Here is an 18,478-nt window from a genome sequence, read left to right as displayed (position 1 = left end):
GGCGTGGATGATCTCCGCGCTTCCTTCTTCGTGACAGGGCTGAATAGGTTCTCAGTTTCCTGTACGGTGCCGCGACACACCGCCTTCAGCACCGTAGAGGCCTGCTTGTTCACGAAGGCGATAGTCCTGCACGTCCAGCGTCGCTTTCACCGGATCGACGACGAAAGACACACACCGCGGTGGCCTGGATCGGGTTGCCGGGGGTGCTCACGATGGTGGTCAGCGGGATCCAGCGGGGGCATCGCGCAACGAGACCCGGCGCCATCCGAGCCTGATGGGAACGCCCAGTGGATGCCAGGCTGCAACGATGCCGCGCCGGTGGTTTTGCCCCAGTACAGCACCACGAAGGCGTGACGCGCGGCTCGACCACGAAGAACCCGCGGCAAGATCAGGATCAGCAGGATTTCAGCTCCGGATGAAGCCCAATTTCAATTACTTGTTCCCGAGCAGCTCTCCGAGCTCTTCGGTCATGACTGCACCTGCGCTGTGGGCCTCGTCGGATCCAGAGTGACCGCGATGGGCATGACCGTCTGCACGCGCTCTCCGCTGCAGAGCACCTTTACCGCTGAGGTTCGTGGTCGCGCGACCTGGCAGAAGCGCGTGGGGCGGCAACTGGAGGCCTGAGCTCGACATCTTCCCCAGCGCAATTCGCACCGTCTCGGTCGCACCCCGGACCATGGTGCGCCGTGCATCCACCATCGCGGCTGCCTGCTGTCTGAGCAGCATGGATTGAGCGATCTCCTGCGGTGTAGGTGAGATCGCGTTGAGACGCGGGTCGCGGACCCTGACCCCGGCCGGAACCACCAGCCCTGCAGCGTGGTGATCGGCGGACGAGTCACCACCCCACCTTTCGTGCTTGAGGTTGGGCTGGCCCGGGTCCTCGGCCTCGTATGGGTAGTGGGCGCAGATGTTCTTGACCAAGACCGTCGCCAACCGAGTTCACGAACAGCGGTCAGTTTCGACCCGAGACGCGGCGCGCGCCGCATCGCGCACGCGGTAGAGCACATCGCCGACACCTCGATGGGGTGCTGCTGACCTCGACCACCGCGAGGTGTGGCAGGTCTCGGTCGTCACGACCTGGCTCGAGATCCGGTACAGCTTGCGCCCCAGCGGGAAGACGTGTACCCCAGGCCGTTGTCCTCGATGGTGCGTTGTTTCTTGCCGAAGCGCAGCACCACCACCTGAGTGAACGGTTGCACGATGATGATCCCGGTCATCGCGTACAGTAGAACAGGCCTGAAGGCCCCAGGCCCGCGTGAGCACGAGCAGAACGATCAGCTCTTCCATCCGTCCGGCATAGTCGATCGCCGCCGCCGCGAGCAACGGGCGCTCCGCCAACGTCTTCAGCCTCGTGATTTCGCCCTTTCGGGCGAAACACGAGAGGCTACAGACTTCTAGGCAGTGACTTCGGGTCCGGTTCGGACCGGTGGGGTTCAGTGCATGCTTAAGATGACGATCTGGGGGCGTCGAGGTTGCTGCAAGTTCTCGGAAAGGTTGAATGGAACCAGAACGTCGATGCCGGAGGGCAAGTGACGGGCGGTACGGAGGATGTCGGGGGAAGGAGGCCGCGCTTGTGCGCGTAGCACGGTCGGACAGGAAGCCTGGCCAGCGGGTTTCGAGGAAGCCCTCGGCGAACCAGAGAACGAGGACGGAGTAGAGGAGTCCGGACCAGGAGTGACGCGAAGTGACCGCCGCTTCTTTGCGCTGTGTTGGCTACTTCGGGTATCCGCCGAATGATCGCCCGAAATCGGAGGCGAACAAGACTTGAACAGCGCGCCGATATTACGACAATCCTCGTGTTCTGGCCGTGTTTGCTCGATGGGCTGGAGGCGTCGTCGCCGGCGTGGTGCGACGGGTGCACTGCCGTTCGGGCGACGACGCGGCCAACGTCTCTTTCGTCGGACTCGTCGAGGACGAGCTCCGGTCGCGCGAGGGTTCATCGCGGAGAACACCCTTCGCGCCAGCAACTCATCGTCGCCGCGCGGACGCGCTTTCGTGACACCTGACGGGGGTGATCGGTCGCGCGCCCTAGCTTCGCGCACGAGCGCGGGGCTCATGGTCCTCCTGGCAAGTCTCGCTCGCCATTGGCAGAGCGCCATTCTTCTGATCCAGCCAGACCGCGCTTCGCAGGCATCGTCACGGGGTTCGACTCTTCTGGCGCTGGAAGTCACGCCATTCCCAGGGCCAGCTGTACTGCGGGTCGCAGCGGAAACCGTGGAGCTCATCCAGAGAATCGCGCGGGACAACTGGTTCTGGGGCGCGGAGCGGCGCATCCGAGCCGAGCTTTTGAAGCTCGGCATCCGCGTCGCCAAGCGCACAGTGCAGAAGCATGCGGTCGGCGCGACCGCGCCCGCCGTCGGGCCAAACTTGGGCGACCTTCCTACGCAATCACATGCACCAAATCTGGGCGTGCGACTTCATCCAGACCTACGACATCTGGTTCCGGCCGCTCGTTGCGTTCTTCATCATCGAGCTGGTCGCGCAAGATCGTGAGCGGGGTGACGAGCAACCTGGTTCCGAGCGGGGCTTGTGCAGCAGCTCCGCAACGCCACGGCGTTTGGCGTCGGCCCGGGGGCCGCAAGCCCGAATTGTCGGCGCTTCCATGCGCCACCATCCGGACGTCAGTTCGGGTGAATTCGAGCTGGGGCTACGACTGAGTGCGGCTTTCACGGTACGCGCTGCAGAGCACGCATCATTCCGGGAGAGCACCCAGCCCTTGCTCCGGCGCGGGTTTAGTCTGTCGGATCCGATCCCGCCCCCAAACCACTGCGCGGTCTCCGGCACCGGAGTACGGTCAGCGTGTTGTGGAGTGCGCGCGCCTGGAGGGGGCGCACTCTACCTTCGGTGAGCGGTGTCCGTGTGTCCGTCGCGATGTCGTAAATCCCGCCCGTAGCCAGCAGCCCTTCCACACCGGTACCACTGAAGACAACTCAACTTCCCTGCCTCGCTTAAGGCGGGAGCACCGCGCCCGCTGCACCCGATCGGGTGAAGGGGCGCTGGCGCCAGACACCGCTTCCCCACTTCCACTCCGGGATTGAGAAGAGCACCGTCGTCAGCGGAACTTGGAAGCGTCCCCGCCACCCCAAATGATGACCTCTTCGTTCGTCGGCGACCAGGACGCGACCGCGCCGTCGCGAGCCCCGGTTTTGGTCGTCCGTCGGAGGCAGCTTCCACTTGCCTGTCTTCGCGTCGAACAGGTAACCGGCGACCTCCTTTCGACTCATGCAGTCTGCCGGTCAGCAGCTATACTCCCCAGCGGGTGACCGTCACGCAACCGAAGCACTGAGGGGGCGTGATCCACGGGCGACCACGAATCGGAGTTCAGGTCGTGTAGCGCTCGTCGCTGAGAAGCACGCCGTCTTTCGTGTACCCGTCCCTCAAGAGCAAGCCGCTTCCCAATACCCTGAACTTGTCCACGCCGCGCACTGGTGCGCTCCGGACACTGGCCACGGGTGTCCACACGCCTGCGACGGGGTCGAATCGAGCACCATCACCCAACACGCCTTGTCCGTACCCGTCGCCGCCCCAGACCACCAGCATTCCGCCGGCGACGACCATGGCGTGGTTCATCCGCGGACCGGCGCGCCTGCCCGGATCGGGGAGGGACTCGTGCCGACCCGCAGGGATGCGGACGCCGTCTCCGCGCAGCTTCTCGGAAACGGCCTCCCCAGACGAATGGGTACGTCGCCTTCGGGACGGCGGTCGCGCCATGGTCCGTGCGAGGCGTGACGCGCCGGAGACGGCGGCAGCCGCGCCAGTGTGTTCCGACGCACCCGCCGCCCTCGCCGCCGGTCCCCGAGCCCCTGCCCCCGCCGCTCGCTGGCGCATCCGTGGTCGTCTGCCCGCAACCGAGAGCGAGGCACACCAGGGCGACCGAGCAACGGCTCCCAAGCAGTACTCCTGCTCCAGCGGCACGCCTCCGTTCGGCTGGCACTCCGCTCGCCACAAACCCAGTCCAGGACCCATGCACAGCAGACGAGGTTGCACTGATCCGGCGGTCATCGTGGCCTGCCGCAGGGGCGCCCAGGCGCGAATTCCACGTCCACGGGACTCTCAAACCACGCAGCACTCGGTGCACGCCGCATCCGGCAGCGCACTTCCCGACACATCGTTGGCGCCCAGAACTTCCCACTTCGTTGTCGCAGCACGTGAGCGTGCGTGCGTGCGTGCGTGCGTGCATCATGCCAACCTGAGCGTGTACGCAAACGTACCATCTCAGATTCTGGAGTAAGATCTTGATTGTTCTCGGTCATTGTTGACGGGGTCAGTCCGTGCACGCGGGCGCGTGCGCGGGACTTCCGAGTCGTCGCAGGCGGTTGCCACGCGGCACAGGCCGACGCCAAACAACGAGAACGCTTTGGCAAGGAGCCGGGCTATTCTGTTTCCTCACCGCATGGCGCGTCCTGAGGGTTCTCGAGTACGGAGTCGGTGTCACGGCCAGCCGATAGACGCGGAACAGGCCGGCGCCACCTCACCAGCGTGAAACGGCCAGTAGAGGTGCGGTGTCGTCCGCAAATGACGTCGCGACCACGTCGATGATGTTGCTGCGGAGGACCTCGCACCGTCGTCCATCGTCGGGCAAGACATCACGTAGCCGCCGGTGCGCGCCGGGTGCCGGCGCTGCCCAACCGGTGCCGCCGTCGGTCGCAGTCGTTCCACCTCGGCAGCGTTGCCCTTCCGGCGCGCGTGGCGGAGCAGGCGCTCGCCGTGGGGGCGAGGCCGGCCGCCACCGGTGCCAGTAGATCCGTCCGCCGCGCTGGCGGAAGATCGAAGCGCCAGGGCCCGCCCACGCCAGCCTGCCTGAGTCCGGAACAGCCAGGCGAGCCCCGTCCGTTGTCGTCAGTATCGCCCTCCTGGTGCGCCCTGACTTGCGCCGGCCATGGTCAGACCGTTGCGGCTTCGCACGGCGGATCCCACCGAAAGCAACGCGGTCAAGATCTTGTGGACGTGACGAGCCTGCAGTCAGTTCGTCGCCCCACCTCGAGCACTGGCGTTCCCAGTGCCGCTCGTTTGTGCACTAGCGCTCGTCGGCCGCGAGGCGCGGAGGTATCGATCGCTACGTCATACGGACAGCGCGGGATGGTCTCCGGTCCGCGCGTGCGCTGGAGCCCCTGTCATCGCGCCTGGTTTTTTCCTGAGTCCACGCGGCCGACGCGGACGCCGAGCACGGAGAGCTTGGCGCTGCCACGCGGCCAGCCCAAGCGCAAACCGATCGTGCGAAGTTAGTGATCGCCGAGATCACCGCCGACATCACCTCGGCGGGCAAGCCGGGATCGATCCCGTCGTTGGCAAGTGACGCGGTCGGCGAGCTGTACGTCACCGACTTCGACGGCAAAGTCTGGCGTATCGACCCAGAGTGATGTCCGTCGCCACTGACAAGCTACGGGAGCTCACATCGAGCGCTCCTCCTTTGTCCTGGTGTTCACCGGCTCCAGCATCTCCCACGGGCAGCGGCATCCCGGATTTTTCGCGGTCCGACCGGGGTCTGGGCAGAAGCGCGCGCCGGTCTACTTCCAGGAGTTCATGGCGGACGAGGACGCGGGGCGCCAGTACTGGAGTACAAGCTCGAGGGCTATTTCGGCTAAAGCGACGCCTGCTGGTCCCAACGCCGCCGCGCAATCCTGCTGGTCGAGCTCGGGCTGCGCGTGAGCTTCGAGAGCCTGGTCACCCAATTTTTCGATGGCTGCACCAGGCGGCGGCAGGACGAGCTCGAAGAAGCTGAGCGAGCTTCACGGGCACGAACTCCGAGGTGGAGGGGCTGAGCGCCGGCGCTGCGAGCCCGTCGAGCGCCGTATGACCGATTTCGAGCGGACGCGTTGAGCCGCCTGCCTGCACGGCGTGGCGCCGTGGATGAAGCTGGCGGTGGTGATGTTCGGGCAAGCCTCGACATGCACGCCCTGGGCGCGATGGATGCGTGCGGCCGAGCTGGGCCGACTGGTGCTCGCGCTCGGCCCTCGCTGGTGGTCACTCGGCTGCCGACGTGCCGCTCGCGGGAGCGCGTCGGGGGAGCGCCCTGATCGTCATCGAAAGAAGCCGCGGCGAGACGGCCCACGATCGCCTGGCCACCCTGCATCGACGACGACGTCGTCAGCGTCTTGCCTGCCGCCGTGGCTGAAGAAGAGAAGATTTGCCACCACGGCGCCCACGGGGAGACGCCACGAACGCCACGAAGAAGTTCTGGGCTCAGAAAAAAATTGGAGGAACGGCCAATATCCAGAAGGTCACGATCTTCGTCAGTACCGCCCTCCCCTCTGGTCAAGGTCACCGACCTGGACCTCCGCAGGTTGGGCCGCGCGGCGCGAAAGACACCGCATGGACTCGGGGGTAACGGACACTCCAATCAAGGTGCAGGGGGGCGCCTGCCACGCGCCCAGCACCACGCCCCACCCGCTGGGATCGCCCGGAAGTGCTCGTCGAAGGTGACCACCGAGGAGCCCCTCGCGGGCCGCAACGGCAGCGATCCAGATGTCGTTCGTCGGGGAGTGGAATCCCTGCCTTGCGCAGCGCCACCACTAATCTCCGCGTAAATGCGCGAAGCCGCATCATCGACGTCGAGGACTTCCACCACCGGGTTCCGCAGGAACGCCAGCTAAGAAAACTCGCGTTCGTTCTCGGGCGACTTGCGCCCGAGTGCAAAAAGCCCGTGCGCAGCTTCACCCAGGGCGACCGCCGGGGAAGCCCACCATTCCGCCGCGTCGATGACCTCGATGGCCGTGGGCGCACCGCGCTTGAAGTGGCTGACGCGGAGGTGTCGAGGCAGATCCTCATCGCTTCCAGATCTCTCTTCGTCGACACGCTCGAACATGGGACGTGTCTCTCGGCTCGAAGCGCGCCAGGTCTTCCTTCGAGCCAGGTCCCGGCGAGGCGCTTTCCGAGCGGGTTGGACCCGGACCCGCAGTCGAGTCTTGAGCCCGAGCGCTTGCCTGAGTAGCTTGGCACCGTCTGGTTCAGCGAGGAACGCGGCTTTCTTCGCGTTCGGGGGCGCGCGCCAGCTCCCATCCACGTCGCGGACTGTCAATGCTTTCATCCAGTGCAGTCTATGACCTTCAGGAATGCTAATCTGGCGCGATCTGACCGACGCCGCGCGCGCGGTCCGCGGCTCGGGAAGGCGACACAATCTCGGACTCCTGAGCGATCTTTGCCTTCCGTTGCGAGTGGAACGCAGGACTCTGGGAAAGGGCACGCCGTGCTCGCGCTCGGGATCCGCGGTGATCATCGCCATGGGCGCGGAGTGTGGCGGCGGGGGGTGAGCGGCGTGCGGACGCGGAGACGGTCCTCGCGCCACCGGCTCATGAACGGCGGCTCCGAACCCGCGTACGACGAGCTCGTCCGTGCGCCCAGGGGCTCTCTAAAATTTCGATCGCTCGACGCGCGCCCCCAGAAGCCTGCTAGCCTGAGCCTGACCCCTGGAGCCCTCGTGTTTCGCCCGGAAAGGGGGAAACACGAGTCAGAGTCGAGAGCCGGATTCCGGCCGATGCCGTTTGATTCAGCGAGTGAAGGTCACATGGAAGGGGTGCGCGGCCGTCGTCGCAGTGATGGGGGCCGAATCGACATGCGTCGCGCGCCGACCAAACGCGCGGAAAACCGAGGGCGCAGGCGCGTGCGGAGGAGGCGCCAAAACCGTGACCGGGATCGGACAGCACGGTCACCGCCAAGCGCATCGACGTCGTGCTGACGGTCACCGCCACCAGGACGCGCGCGAAGTGGATCTGTGTCGACGTCGGCTTGCGGGGAAACGCGCAACTCCAGGCTGTGACGACCGGTCGTGCGGAGCTGACCTGGCTCGGCGGGGGCCTGGTCTGCGCTGCGCGCCGCTGCCCAGGTTTTTTGCAGGTGGTTTACTGGCCCGCGGTCGCATTGCGCGGAGTCATCCCGGCGCCGGTCGCGCGTGGGTCCGTGACCTTGGTCTCGCTCTGGTGCCGCTCGAAGCGGTAGGGGGCCACCCTCGCAGCGACCCGCCGAGCCTTGCACCATCGTGAAGTCCACGACGCGTCGCCCCTCTCCCTCGACGCGGCGAGGACTCTGCCCGCCTCGCAGCAGGTGGCACGGCCGCGTTGCCGATGGGCGTGTTCGGTCCGATCTAGGAAGTTGACTCGCGGGGTCCCGCCGGATGCCCCGTTCGTTCACGGCTCCGGGGAGGCGGAGCCGGCCGCCGGCTCCAGGCCCTGGCGAGACTCGTCGCGGGCCTCGGACGGCGGCAGGCGCCCCGGCGCGGCAGCAACCGCGGCGCGGGGCAGGCTCCGGCTCGATCTCGATCTCGTAGAGCTCAGGTCACGCGCGGTCACAGATCCGCCGGTCGCCAACACATGAACAGCGATGTGAATGACGCCACTGAGCAGGAGGCTGCCCGCGGAAGCGCCGGGAGACGCGGATGCGGAGCGGGCCATGTTGCCGTTCGGAGATGGCTACAAGCTTCCCGCCACGGAATGCGGCTTCCACTGAGACTTACCGCAATGCGCGCGACAAGCTCTGCGCTCGGCGGCGCTATTTCTCGGCAATCAGTGCGCAGTTGGCTTACGATTCATCGACGCGGGCAATGACCCTCGCGACCGCGCACGAGCTGCAACCGTTCGTTGGCCTCGCGCCGGACTGGGACGACGTGAGACTCAGCGCGCCAGCAGTCGCTGCCACTCCATGCGCCACCCAACCGTGCCCATGGCAACGGAATCGTAGCCCGGTTGGCCCTGAGCCATGACCACAGGTTGCCGCCGTGAACAGGGCCGGAAGGTGCCCTTGCATGCCTTCGTTTGCTCAAACCACCTGACCGCGAACGCCTGTAGTCGCGCACCCAAGGCGTTGAACCGCGGCTCGCCGTTTCGGTCGAACAAATGAGCGACCGTGCCTTCTTGCGATCCGCTGTTTGCCGCGCCACCACGAGCGCTTGTCGTCGCCGTACGCCAAGCTCGGTAGTGAGCGCCCCGTCCCAGCGTCCACGCGATATGGCGCCGACGGTCTTGCCGTCGTCGTCTGCGGGAGACTTTGGCTGGGGCGGGGCTAGCTTCGCCGCGCGGCCGACGATCAAACCTCGGCGCTTCAGCAGCCGGTACGTGGTGACGGTGTTCACGCCGGCCTGCTCTGCCCCGCCTGCGCACGTTGCCGCCGCACTGGGTTCAATAGCTCCAAAAAGTAACGTCGTTCGAGCGGGGCCGGCCACTCCTCCCTCAGCTGAGCAGGCCCTTTCAGCGGAGGGTCGGGCTCCGCCTGCGGTCCCACGCGTTGCGACGCAGTGTTGGGCGGCGGTCTTCAGGCGATCCGCCGTCGCAAACTCATGGCTGCGGCGTACTCCATGCAGTTCGCGCAGCTCCCGCAAGGGGCCACTTGCTGGAAAATCTGCCAGCGGGCTTCGCGCCGCCACGGCGTCAGCGCTGAGGAGCGCAGATCGCCGCGCCCGAGATCTTGTGCGGCGCGCCGGAGAAAGGTCCCAGCGATCACCTCGAGGTTGTTCTTGTACGAACGAAGCGCCGGCAACTCGAGCGTGAGGACGCCAACGCGGTAGTAAGGAGGATCCTGCGGAAGGTGCCGGCCCGAACCTTCATGGTGTCCGGAAGAGATCGCGGTAAGGGTAGCGCAGATCAGGCGCACGTCGATGGCTTTGGCGCCCCCTTGTTGCTGCCGACGGGGGCAGGATCTCCCGGCTTCGAGCACCCGCAGCAACTTCGCTTGCAGCGACGGCGCGCGAGGCCGACCTCTCGTCCAGAAACAGCCTTCCGCGCCGTTGGCCTTCTCCAGCTCCCGAGCTTGGTGAAGGTCGCACCGGTGAATGCGCACTTCACGTGCCCGAACAACATGCTCCTCCAGCAGTTGCCGGGGATTGCCGCCCAGTTGATTGGAGACGAAGGGGCCTCGCGACGCTTTGCTATTGAAGTGGATGGAGTGAGCGACCAGCCCTTGCCGGGTGCCACTCGCCCCTGGATCAACACCGGGATGTCCGTCTCGGCGACCTGTTTGATCTGGGTTCGAGCCAGGAGCCACTCGGGCGGGAGCGCCGGAGGCAGGAAAGGACGTCGTTTGGCGCCTGCGCCGGCCCGGTATGTGGAGCGCGCCGCAGAAACGTCCTGCTGCGCTTCGCGCCACCTCGCCCAGACTTCTCTCGAGGTATCTGCGGCGAAGGCGCTCGGTTCAGCGCTCGACACGCTGAGTACTCCGGAAGTCGGACGGCGCTGATACGATGGAACCTCGCGACGATCGAGCGAACGTCGATCAAATACTTCCGCGTAGTGGGGGATCGCGAGGGGTGTCGTCGGAGCGGTAGGGTTGGTTGTTCCGGAACACCCAGGGGGTGCGATGCCGTCCGACGCCGTCGGTCCCGGGGCGCAGCAAGAGCCCCGGCACGGTCATCACGACTCAGTGGAGCCGACGCGGAAGTCGAGCCGCAGAGCCTTCTCCGGTCTCGTCCCCAGACGAACAAGGCACCGGAAGCGCAGCGCAACCGGTGCGCTCCATCCCCGCCCGAGCACCACGCGCTCGATCCGCTCTCCGCGGCGGCGTGGAAGCGCAGCCTTCGAGTAAGTTGCTCAGCCGACATATCTACTAGCAACGCATGCACTAATAAGCTTTAGCGCAACTCCATCACCGCAGATCCACGCGACTTATTGCGACTTCCCTGGAGCCAGGCCGCTGGCATGGCCCCGTGCTGTTGGGCCGCTGGCTCGATGGGGAGACACCCCCATGGTGCGCAGCCACCCCTCAGACCTGATCTCTCCTGCCCTTTGCGCTGACTCTGTTGGCATAAACCGCCGGAGACTCGATCACCCCCCAGACGGAGTCGGTGGGGACCGAGACGGAGGCCCTGGACCGGCGCGGCCCTCGGCTGGTGAACGAGTGCGCCACCGGGACCCTCCGGCTACATCGAGCTTTACCACAACCCCCACCGCGGCGACGATCGACACCGCAATCAAATCCGAGCTGCTGGTTCGTGGACGACGTCGAAGGTGGCGGCGCCCCCTGCCGTCACCGACAGCAATGCTGAACCACGCCGCGACCTCCAGCACGTGTGCCGCCGCCGGGCGAGCGGCGACCTGCGGACCTCGTGGGTCCCGGCGAGCTCGTGGGTCCCGTACTCGTACGTGAACGCGAAAACCGCCGATGAGTGCCGGCTCATCAGCTCGCCACTCGGCGGGGGTCTGCTCTGACGAGCTACCTGGACGCCACGGTCGGTGGGCCCACTGCTTCGAGCGCGTCCGGCAGTGTTTCGGTCGTCAAGGGACGCGGGCCGGGCAGTCCGTGGCGATCGGGTGCACTAGGGCACATCGAACAGTCCGACGCGCGGTTGGAGCCGAATGTGACGATGCTGATGCCTGCACGGCGGGCGAGAGGCGTGGTCGTCGACCTGCGTCTGCGCTGCCGGCGCGGCGATTCTCCCGCGTCGATGCTAACCCCGCACTGCTGACGCTTGCGACGTACTGGCCGGCCGTACTCACAGAACGTCACGGACGGGCCCTCTGCGGCACTGGAGATGAGCTTGCTCCGGCGGGACGTGCGGTCGATGCCGCCACCAGCCGGGGACGCTCAGATCGTCCAGCAGGGGCAGCCGATGTTGATCCTGCTGCGAGGCACCGTCGTCACGGAGGCGGGCTTTCGCCGGCGGCTGATCGACGGCGAGACCATCACCTGCGTCGCTGAGAGCCGCGGAGCGCGGTTCAACAGATGAGCCCCGGCCCGAGTATCGGGCCACGAACGGCACTATCCTGCCGGGCCCCATCGATACGCGTCAACTACATCTTTGTTCGACATCTTCGACGAATTGGACGGTCGCCGAACAAGGTCTACGTCAATCACAACCAGTGGCCGGGCGACGCCCGCTACGGGCGATGGTCGACGCCAAACAATACCGGAATGGCGAGTACAGCTCGCCGGTCAGCATCGGCGCGAGCTGAACGAGTACGTGGGAGCCTGGCGGGCCTGATTGCCGTCATGATACGGTATCGTGCTTTGGCGCGGGCGTAGACCCCCGCCAACAGCCCGCTAAGGCTTCCGCTCGCGCGCACCATCGACCAGATCTCGAACGACCTGCCAGGGGACAAGGTGCAAGCAGCAAATGTTGTTCCCAACACCACGAGCGCAAAGTGTGTGCAGCAACCTCGCGACCGGCAAGACGGGACTGTACCCGGTCCACCTCGGCGAGGGCGTGGATGCCATTGCCGCTCAACGAGTTTGACAAACTCTGGACGGTGCCGACGGTCGACGGCCGTCTGCACGCCCTGCAGACTCTCCAACGTGTACGAACATCTTCGGCGACGCTGAGTTCACGACCTGGCTGAGCGCGGTGGCTGGCCTGGTCTGGTCACCGCGCTCCAACGTGTTCCTCTACGGCTCCGGTGTGGACTACACCAAGATTACCAATATTCCGCTTCGCCCTCTCCAAGGGGCTCAACGTGAGCCTGGCACCCGATTGGTCCATCGGTGGTAGCCAGAACCTGCCTGATGAGCGCTTCGCCAGTCAGGTCGACGACGGCGCTTTGGGGCCAACATCCTCACCCCCAAACAGCTGTTCGAGATGGTAACGGTCAACCCCGGCAAAGGCCCTCGGTCTCAGCAACGTGGTCTGGTCCATTGCGGTGGGCAAAGGCAGACTTGTTCGTGGATCGGCGGTGATGCCCCCCCCCTACGACGCCTTGCTCGCGACGGAGCCCAAGAACGTCCGTGGTCCTTGGTCGGCGGTCGCATCGCCTCTACGGCGATGGAGCACCGCCGCAGTAGCCCCGGCGGGACCCGCCCGCGAGGCGCCGCTGATGCGTGGTCGATAAGTTCGTGTGCGTCGCCGAGAATGGCGGCACGGCCAGCAACAAGCCCGGCCAGACATACGCCGACATCGTCAACGTGATCTCCGGCGAGCTTCAGTCGTGCGATGACCAGAACCTGACGCAGTGGGATCTCTCGCCCATCGCTCCGCTAGTGAAGTGCCCGTCGGGCTCGTGAGCAGGAGCCGCCCAGGTTCTATCAACTTGAAACGTGGTGCGCAGTCGTCCTACTTAGCCGCCATGAGTGAGGGGGAGACAAAGCCCGAGGCGGCAAGCGACGGGGAAGACGAAGCGGTCAAGGCAGCGACGGCGGCTGAAGCGGAAGCGTCGGACCGTCCGAGCATCGTCGAAGAGGTGGAGCCGGAGATCGTGTCGCCGGAGGCCCCGCACAAAGCACGGACGCATCATCCGCCGCCTCCACCGCGCCTGCGGGCGTCGGAGCGCCGCCCTCGAGGTGAGCGGCGAGCCCGATGGCGCGGGACCTCATGACGCGGCAGCTCTTCACCATCGGCCCGGAAGACAGCCTCGAATCCCTCGAGGAGCACATGGCCACGCTCCACTTCCGTCACCTGCCGGTCGTCGACGACGACACAAGGCGGTCGGCCCTATCACCCATGCCGATCTGTTGCATGCCTCGTCCAGCTACCTCACGAACCTGGCCAAAGAGGTCGACGAGATCGTCCTGCTTGCCCGCCAAACGCATCATGCGACAAGACTTCGCGTCCGGTGCGCCCGGACCGACGACTGGTGGAGGTTGCGGCGGTGATGGAAAGCGCGGGCCGTGTGCGTGCTCGTCACCGAGGAAGGTGGCAAGCTCGTTGGGATCATCACCAGGGCGACTTGTTCGGCTCGCGCACCATCTGCTGCAGCAAAAGCAAATCGGCGGCAGCAAATAACGAGTCATCGAGCGTCGAGCGTTTGCCGCTCGTGACAATCGCCTCAGTCCGTCGACGCACCTGAACGTCGCGATGACGCCCGCGACGCTCCGCGTGGGCATGTCGTAAGTCCACGTGGCTGATCTTCCCCGAGCTCGTCAGCAGCTTCGAGACCATCGAGTGCCCCGGCGGGTTTATGTTCGCGGAGGTGCTGTTTTGATGGACCTGGTGCGAGACCCAGCCGCTTTCTTGGGTGATCATCATGTTCGTACCGTCGCTGCGCATCGTGAGGACGCCGACAGCCAGCCTGTTCGCTTGCGTCGTGGCGAGATCTGTCGTGGCGGTTGTCGTGGTCGCGGGTTGGTTCCTCCGACCAGACTGAGACCCCACGCATCGAGGCTCGGGGCGCCTTCAATCCGGCGACCTCCGATGGCACCCCAGGCGATACCTTTGCACCTGCGGCGGCCCTTGGGTCGACGCTGATGATGAACGAGCCCGCGGCCGCGATGTTCTGTGCGATGAAGATGTATGAGTGAGCCTTCTGGTGGCTCGACGCCAGCGGTTCGCCCTGCACGACGCGCGTGTAGGTATTCCCTGATTGTCGGCGACACTGCCGTTCGAGAGGACACAGTCGCCGGCTACGCCCGCATCACCGTCGTAGCCGTACTCACTGATGCAGGTGATGCCGACGATGATCGCGTTGCCCGGCTGGGGTGTGGCGGACGTGAGCTTCGAGACGGCCTCGGGCGACGTGCTGAGTTTGACAGCCGACGCTTGCACCACGGCGACGGTTGCGGCCCTGCGTCGACGCTGGAGTCCGTGCTCGCGTCGCCCGGAGCGCCGCCAACGCCGGAGACTCCACCGGATGGCGCGCCTCCCATGCTACCCCGAGCCTGCGCCGCCGGCGAGCCCACCACTCCCACCGGAGGCGCCCTGACGTGCCTCCGGTTGCGGCACCCCGCGCTGAGCTGCCTCCCGTCGCCGCCCCGCCAGCGCCACCGGAGCCCTTACTCCCGAACTCCGAGCCGCCGCATGCGACCAGCAGAAGACCGACACCCCATCCCAGCAGGCCCCGCGCTCGCATCTGGGTACTCTGACACAGCTCTCCACGAGGGCGAACAGCGCCTGTTCCCGCCGGCGCCGACCTACCCTGTGGTGGGTTCGAGTCAGGGTCCGCGCATCAGTCAGCCAGGCGCCAGCGCAGGACTGCAATTTGACACGCTCTTCTGATGATGAATGGCGTAAGGTCAGCCGACCTGGCGCGTTTTTCGAGGATGAATCGCGTGGTCCTCCGGGGACTGATGGCCGCCGCGACAATGGTCGCCGGCTGCGGCGCGGCGTCGCAGCCCGCACCGACCGAGCCCGCTCGCAGCGCGCCGCCGCCCGTGACTAGCGCAACCGAGCCTCCTTGAGCTCGTCGAACTCCCAACCGAACCGCTCGGCCCGGCTCTGAGCCCGCCGACTGACGCACCCCAAACAGAAAAGAGGCTGTTCGATCTGGAGCGGCGGGCCGCTCGGCGACGCCCCACCACCCAAGGGATACGATCCGAATCTTGCGGGCCCCGCCGCACACTGCGTGCAACGCGCAAGCCGGCTATTCTTGCTCCGGCACCCGTCAGCCCAAGCAGGAGGGAGCGCGACGGTACAGCAGGCTCGTCCAGTAGCTCTAGTGCCGCGGGGCGCCCCGGAGTGGTGCATCCCCGACCACCGCAACACTCTCCACTCGGTGGAAAGCTCCGCGTAGAGTTGTTTCATCTCCTCGAGTTTCTTTGGCTCGGACTGCGATAGCGCTCGCGTTCAGCGAAGTCGAGGCCAACGTTGAACAGCTCGAACCGCCGGTCGTCACCGAAGGCGATCGGCTTGTGGTCCCCTCGATGATCGCCCTGCGCCGGTCGCTCCGATTGAGCGGGGTAAATCGACGACACAGGTCTCGGTCGCGCCTCGGCGCCGAATACCTCCGGCACCAAGCTCTGGCCTTGGTACTCGTCGCCCACGGGCAAACCGAGCAAGTCCGCCATCGTGGGCGCAAGGTCGATGGCGCCGCGCGGTTTCGATTCGCCGCGGAGGGGCGCCCGGCACGTAGATGAAGAGCGGGACTCGCACCAAGCTCTCCCACAGCTCGAAGGAATGGCGATAGTGCCCGCGCTCGCCGAACCCTCACCGTGATCGGCGGTGATCATGATGGCGAGGTGCTCACCCCACGGTTGACGAAGGGCCCAGTCCATCAAGTCACCGACCCAACGGTCGGTGAAGTGAACTCGTTGTCATAGAGGTCCCGGCGCTTGTCACCGTAGTCAGGGTCCTCCGGGTGTTTCACATACGTGAAGTGCGGATCGACGAAGTGAACGTAGGCAAAAAGCGCTTTGACTGTGGAGCTCCCACGTTCGCCGGGTCCGACAACAAATTCTTCGCCAGCGCGTTCAAGCGGTCGCTGTTGACGTCGGTTACACCCCGCGGTCTCGAGCGCCGTGCCATCGAGTAACCGGTAGTCGTCCCAGCCCTGATTCAGTCCGTACTTGGGCAAGAAGTAGCCGTGCGCATGGCCGGCCAGCGTGCGGATCCCGTGCGTCTGGGCGCGCTCGAGAGAAAAACGTTGTCGTCGAACCACTTGGTGAAGAACCAGCCGTCACGTTTCATCTGGCTCCCGGGTACTTGCCGTAACGTGGGAGCTACGCCTGGGCGGTGTAGCTCGAGATCGAATAACTGCGCGGATAAAGCGTCGAGCGCTCGCCGAACTTCGAGAGCCACGGCGCGATCGCCCGGGGATATCCGGCCCAGGGCATGTCGGCTCTCAGGCTGTCGATCATCAGCAAAGAGGACGCTGTAGGGCCGTTCGCCGACGGCTCGACCGGGGCCAGATGGGCACTCACCTTCGGCGCGGTGAGATCCGGGGCCGACGGGCCCGCTGCGCTCGGCGCCTTCGCGCCGCGCCCGGTCGGCACGCTCGAGTGGCCGCAGTGCACAACGGCAGCGATGGCGAACGTGGCGGCAACCCACGACCCACGACCGCGTCGAGCTCCGCGACGGTCCGGCGGAACCGAAGACATGACCCAATCGATGTACGTGGCGCGGGGACTGGCCAAATCCGCTCGCCTCGCGCGGCGACTGGGTCCGGGCCGCCATCCGTTCGACGGCTCCAACACGCGGTTGCGTCAACCGGGCCCTGAACGTGCTCGAGATCGATCGCGCGCAAGGCGGTGTGGCCGGCGTCCACGTTGCCTCGAGCCCGACGCGAATCGTTCCCGCTCTCGGTCCGTGGTAAGCTCGAAGCGAAAAGGAGGAGCCGTGTCGCAGCCCGTCCCGTTTCGGTGTTGATGCTCGCATTCCTGGTCGTCCCGGCTCGTGGCTTTGCAGCAGTGAAGACGGAGGCGGTGGCGGCACCGGTGCGAACACGGGCACCGGCGGCACGGCTCGAGGAGCGACGGGCGGTGGGGAACGGCTCAGGGAGCAACGGGGGGCACCGGCGCACAGGCTGGGCAGGGCGGAAGCGCGACCGGAGGTGCAGGCGGCGCAGTGGGAGCTGGCGAGCCGGCGAGTCTCGCGGGCATCACCCAGCTGCACAACGAAGCGCGCGCAAAAGAAGGCGTGCCGCCGCTGACGTGGGATCCGGCGCTGGCGGCCATTGCACAGGGCTGGGCCGACGGCTGCGTGGACAACGAAGCGCCCATCGGCCTCATCGATCACAATGCTGGGCGCAGCGACAACTACCCCGGGTACGTTGGCGAGAATATCTACGGAGCGAGCGGGACCGGCACGCCCCAGGCCGCGGTGTCGTTGTGGATGGCGGAAGAGGCCGACTACGACTACGCCAGCGGCAAGTGCGCTGCCGGAAAGGCCTGCGGGCACTACACCCAGGTGATGTGGTAGCAACGACCAAGCTCGGCTGCGGCATCAACAAGTGCGCGGGACTCAAGTTCAGTGACGTGATCGTCTGCGACTACGCCCCGGGCGGCAATTCCGGCGGCAAGCCGTTCTGAGCTCGCATCAGCCCGCCGACTTTGCGCTCAGGCTGATGCGTTTGCGCTCCAGATCGACGCTCAGCACCCCGGACGCGGAGCAGATCACCCACAGCGACGACCTCGTTCCGGGTCCGTCACGAAGCGGTCGGCCAGGGCGGAGATGTGCACCAGACCGTCTGGTGCACACCGATGTCCACGAACGCGCCGAAGGCAGTCACGTTCGTCACGCCCCTCCGAGCACCATGCCCGCGCTGACGTCCTCGATGCTGCGCACGTCATCCGGAAGCTCGGCGCCTCGAACTCGGCTCGCGGGTCACGACCCGGCCGCTTCAGCTCGGCAACGATGTGATCGAGGGTAGTCGCCCACGTCTGCCGGTAGGTATTTGCTCCGCTCCAGCCGCTTCGAGCAGCCGAGGCTCCCGAAGCAGGTCCCGGAGGCCGACGCGCCGAGATCGCGCGCCATGCTCTCGACCAGTCGGTAGCGTTCCGGATGAACACCGCTCGCGTCGAGGGGGTGCTCGGCTCCGTGAACCCGCAAGAAACCGGCCGCTTGTTCGAAGGTGCGCGCCCCCAGCCCATGGACCTGGGTCAGCTGCTGCCGGGACACGAACCGGCCGTGGGCCTTCGGTATTCCGCGATTGCGCTGCGCGAGCTTCTCACCGATCCCCGACACTCGACCGAGCAGCGAGGGGCTCGCAGTGTTCAGCTCGACGCCAACACGATTCACGCAGCTCTCGACCACCTCATCGAGTTTCGCTTCGAGCAAGGTTTCACTCACGTCGTGCTGATACTGGCCAACTCCGACGCTCTTGGGATCGACCTTCACCAGCTCGGACAGCGGATCCTGCAGCCGGCGGCCGATGCTGACTGCCCCCGCACCGTGACGTCGTGACGGGCAGCTCTT

Annotated in this window: 15 protein-coding genes; 4 read left to right on the top strand and 11 right to left on the bottom strand. The window is 66.1% G+C overall.

Annotated elements, in window-relative coordinates:
- Positions 1 to 432: 432 nt before the first annotated feature.
- The 6 genes from IPI67_17890 to IPI67_17865 form a co-directional block, all read right to left on the bottom strand.
- Positions 433 to 933 carry a hypothetical protein gene (locus IPI67_17890; GenBank protein ID MBK7582064.1) on the bottom strand — a complete coding sequence of 167 codons (501 nt, stop codon included), beginning with the start codon at positions 931 to 933 and terminating at the stop codon, positions 433 to 435.
- A 137-nt stretch (positions 934 to 1,070) separates the two neighbouring features.
- Complete coding sequence (locus tag IPI67_17885; protein ID MBK7582063.1) at positions 1,071 to 1,217, bottom strand: hypothetical protein; 147 nt, start codon at positions 1,215 to 1,217, stop codon at positions 1,071 to 1,073.
- Positions 1,218 to 3,321: 2,104 nt separating this feature from the next.
- Positions 3,322 to 3,570, bottom strand: coding sequence for a hypothetical protein (locus tag IPI67_17880; protein ID MBK7582062.1), 249 nt, complete (start codon positions 3,568 to 3,570; stop codon positions 3,322 to 3,324).
- A 3,019-nt stretch (positions 3,571 to 6,589) separates the two neighbouring features.
- Entirely contained in the window at positions 6,590 to 7,027 is a 438-nt protein-coding gene (locus IPI67_17875; protein ID MBK7582061.1) for a hypothetical protein, read from the bottom strand.
- Positions 7,028 to 9,243: 2,216 nt separating this feature from the next.
- A complete protein-coding gene (locus tag IPI67_17870) occupies positions 9,244 to 9,582 on the bottom strand; it encodes a hypothetical protein (protein MBK7582060.1) in 339 nt (112 codons plus the stop codon).
- Entirely contained in the window at positions 9,573 to 10,133 is a 561-nt protein-coding gene (locus IPI67_17865) for a sigma 54-interacting transcriptional regulator (GenBank protein ID MBK7582059.1), read from the bottom strand. Before IPI67_17865 ends, IPI67_17870 begins: the two co-directional genes overlap by 10 nt.
- Before the next feature lie 1,259 nt (positions 10,134 to 11,392).
- On the opposite strand from IPI67_17865, the gene IPI67_17860 reads away from it, so the two are divergent.
- The 3 genes from IPI67_17860 to IPI67_17850 all read left to right on the top strand — a co-directional run bounded on the left by IPI67_17860 (position 11,393) and on the right by IPI67_17850 (position 13,636).
- Entirely contained in the window at positions 11,393 to 11,650 is a 258-nt protein-coding gene (locus tag IPI67_17860) for a hypothetical protein (GenBank protein ID MBK7582058.1), read from the top strand.
- A gap of 1,085 nt (positions 11,651 to 12,735) precedes the next feature.
- Positions 12,736 to 12,918 carry a hypothetical protein gene (locus tag IPI67_17855; GenBank protein MBK7582057.1) on the top strand — a complete coding sequence of 61 codons (183 nt, stop codon included), beginning with the start codon at positions 12,736 to 12,738 and terminating at the stop codon, positions 12,916 to 12,918.
- A 292-nt stretch (positions 12,919 to 13,210) separates the two neighbouring features.
- Positions 13,211 to 13,636: a CBS domain-containing protein gene (locus IPI67_17850; GenBank protein ID MBK7582056.1), complete on the top strand. Its 426-nt coding sequence runs from the start codon at positions 13,211 to 13,213 to the stop codon at positions 13,634 to 13,636.
- Here IPI67_17850 and IPI67_17845 read toward each other — a convergent pair.
- From IPI67_17845 to IPI67_17830, 4 genes are all read right to left on the bottom strand, one after another.
- Entirely contained in the window at positions 13,568 to 13,900 is a 333-nt protein-coding gene (locus IPI67_17845; GenBank protein MBK7582055.1) for a hypothetical protein, read from the bottom strand. The two genes, IPI67_17850 and IPI67_17845, sit on opposite strands and share 69 nt — an antisense overlap.
- Positions 13,901 to 15,366: 1,466 nt before the next feature.
- A complete protein-coding gene (locus tag IPI67_17840) occupies positions 15,367 to 15,633 on the bottom strand; it encodes a hypothetical protein (protein ID MBK7582054.1) in 267 nt (88 codons plus the stop codon).
- Between the two features lie 206 nt (positions 15,634 to 15,839).
- Positions 15,840 to 16,223 carry a hypothetical protein gene (locus IPI67_17835; protein MBK7582053.1) on the bottom strand — a complete coding sequence of 128 codons (384 nt, stop codon included), beginning with the start codon at positions 16,221 to 16,223 and terminating at the stop codon, positions 15,840 to 15,842.
- Positions 16,224 to 16,284: 61 nt separating this feature from the next.
- Positions 16,285 to 16,662: a hypothetical protein gene (locus IPI67_17830; protein MBK7582052.1), complete on the bottom strand. Its 378-nt coding sequence runs from the start codon at positions 16,660 to 16,662 to the stop codon at positions 16,285 to 16,287.
- 466 nt (positions 16,663 to 17,128) lie between these two features.
- Between IPI67_17830 and IPI67_17825 the strand changes: the two genes are divergently transcribed.
- Complete coding sequence (locus IPI67_17825; protein MBK7582051.1) at positions 17,129 to 17,482, top strand: hypothetical protein; 354 nt, start codon at positions 17,129 to 17,131, stop codon at positions 17,480 to 17,482.
- Positions 17,483 to 17,887: 405 nt separating this feature from the next.
- Here the strand turns inward: IPI67_17825 and IPI67_17820 are convergent, their stop codons facing one another.
- Positions 17,888 to 18,400, bottom strand: coding sequence for a helix-hairpin-helix domain-containing protein (locus IPI67_17820; GenBank protein MBK7582050.1), 513 nt, complete (start codon positions 18,398 to 18,400; stop codon positions 17,888 to 17,890).
- Positions 18,401 to 18,478: the final 78 nt, after the last annotated feature.

This window comes from Myxococcales bacterium (assembly GCA_016706225.1).
Lineage (GTDB): Bacteria > Myxococcota_A > Polyangia > Polyangiales > Polyangiaceae > JADJKB01.
The sequence above is the reverse complement of the archived record's forward strand: the minus strand, read 5'-3'. Positions and strand labels throughout refer to the sequence as shown.

Bases quoted from the DNA above. Each gene is read 5' to 3' on its own strand.
- IPI67_17850 (MBK7582056.1), top strand. From the start codon at position 13,211: ATGGCGCGGGACCTCATGACGCGGCAGCTCTTCACCATCGGCCCGGAA.
- IPI67_17830 (MBK7582052.1), bottom strand. From the start codon at position 16,662: ATGTCTTCGGTTCCGCCGGACCGTCGCGGAGCTCGACGCGGTCGTGGG.
- IPI67_17845 (MBK7582055.1), bottom strand. From the start codon at position 13,900: ATGCGCAGCGACGGTACGAACATGATGATCACCCAAGAAAGCGGCTGG.
- IPI67_17840 (MBK7582054.1), bottom strand. From the start codon at position 15,633: ATGGCGGACTTGCTCGGTTTGCCCGTGGGCGACGAGTACCAAGGCCAG.
- IPI67_17880 (MBK7582062.1), bottom strand. From the start codon at position 3,570: ATGAACCACGCCATGGTCGTCGCCGGCGGAATGCTGGTGGTCTGGGGC.
- IPI67_17875 (MBK7582061.1), bottom strand. From the start codon at position 7,027: ATGAAAGCATTGACAGTCCGCGACGTGGATGGGAGCTGGCGCGCGCCC.
- IPI67_17885 (MBK7582063.1), bottom strand. From the start codon at position 1,217: ATGACCGGGATCATCATCGTGCAACCGTTCACTCAGGTGGTGGTGCTG.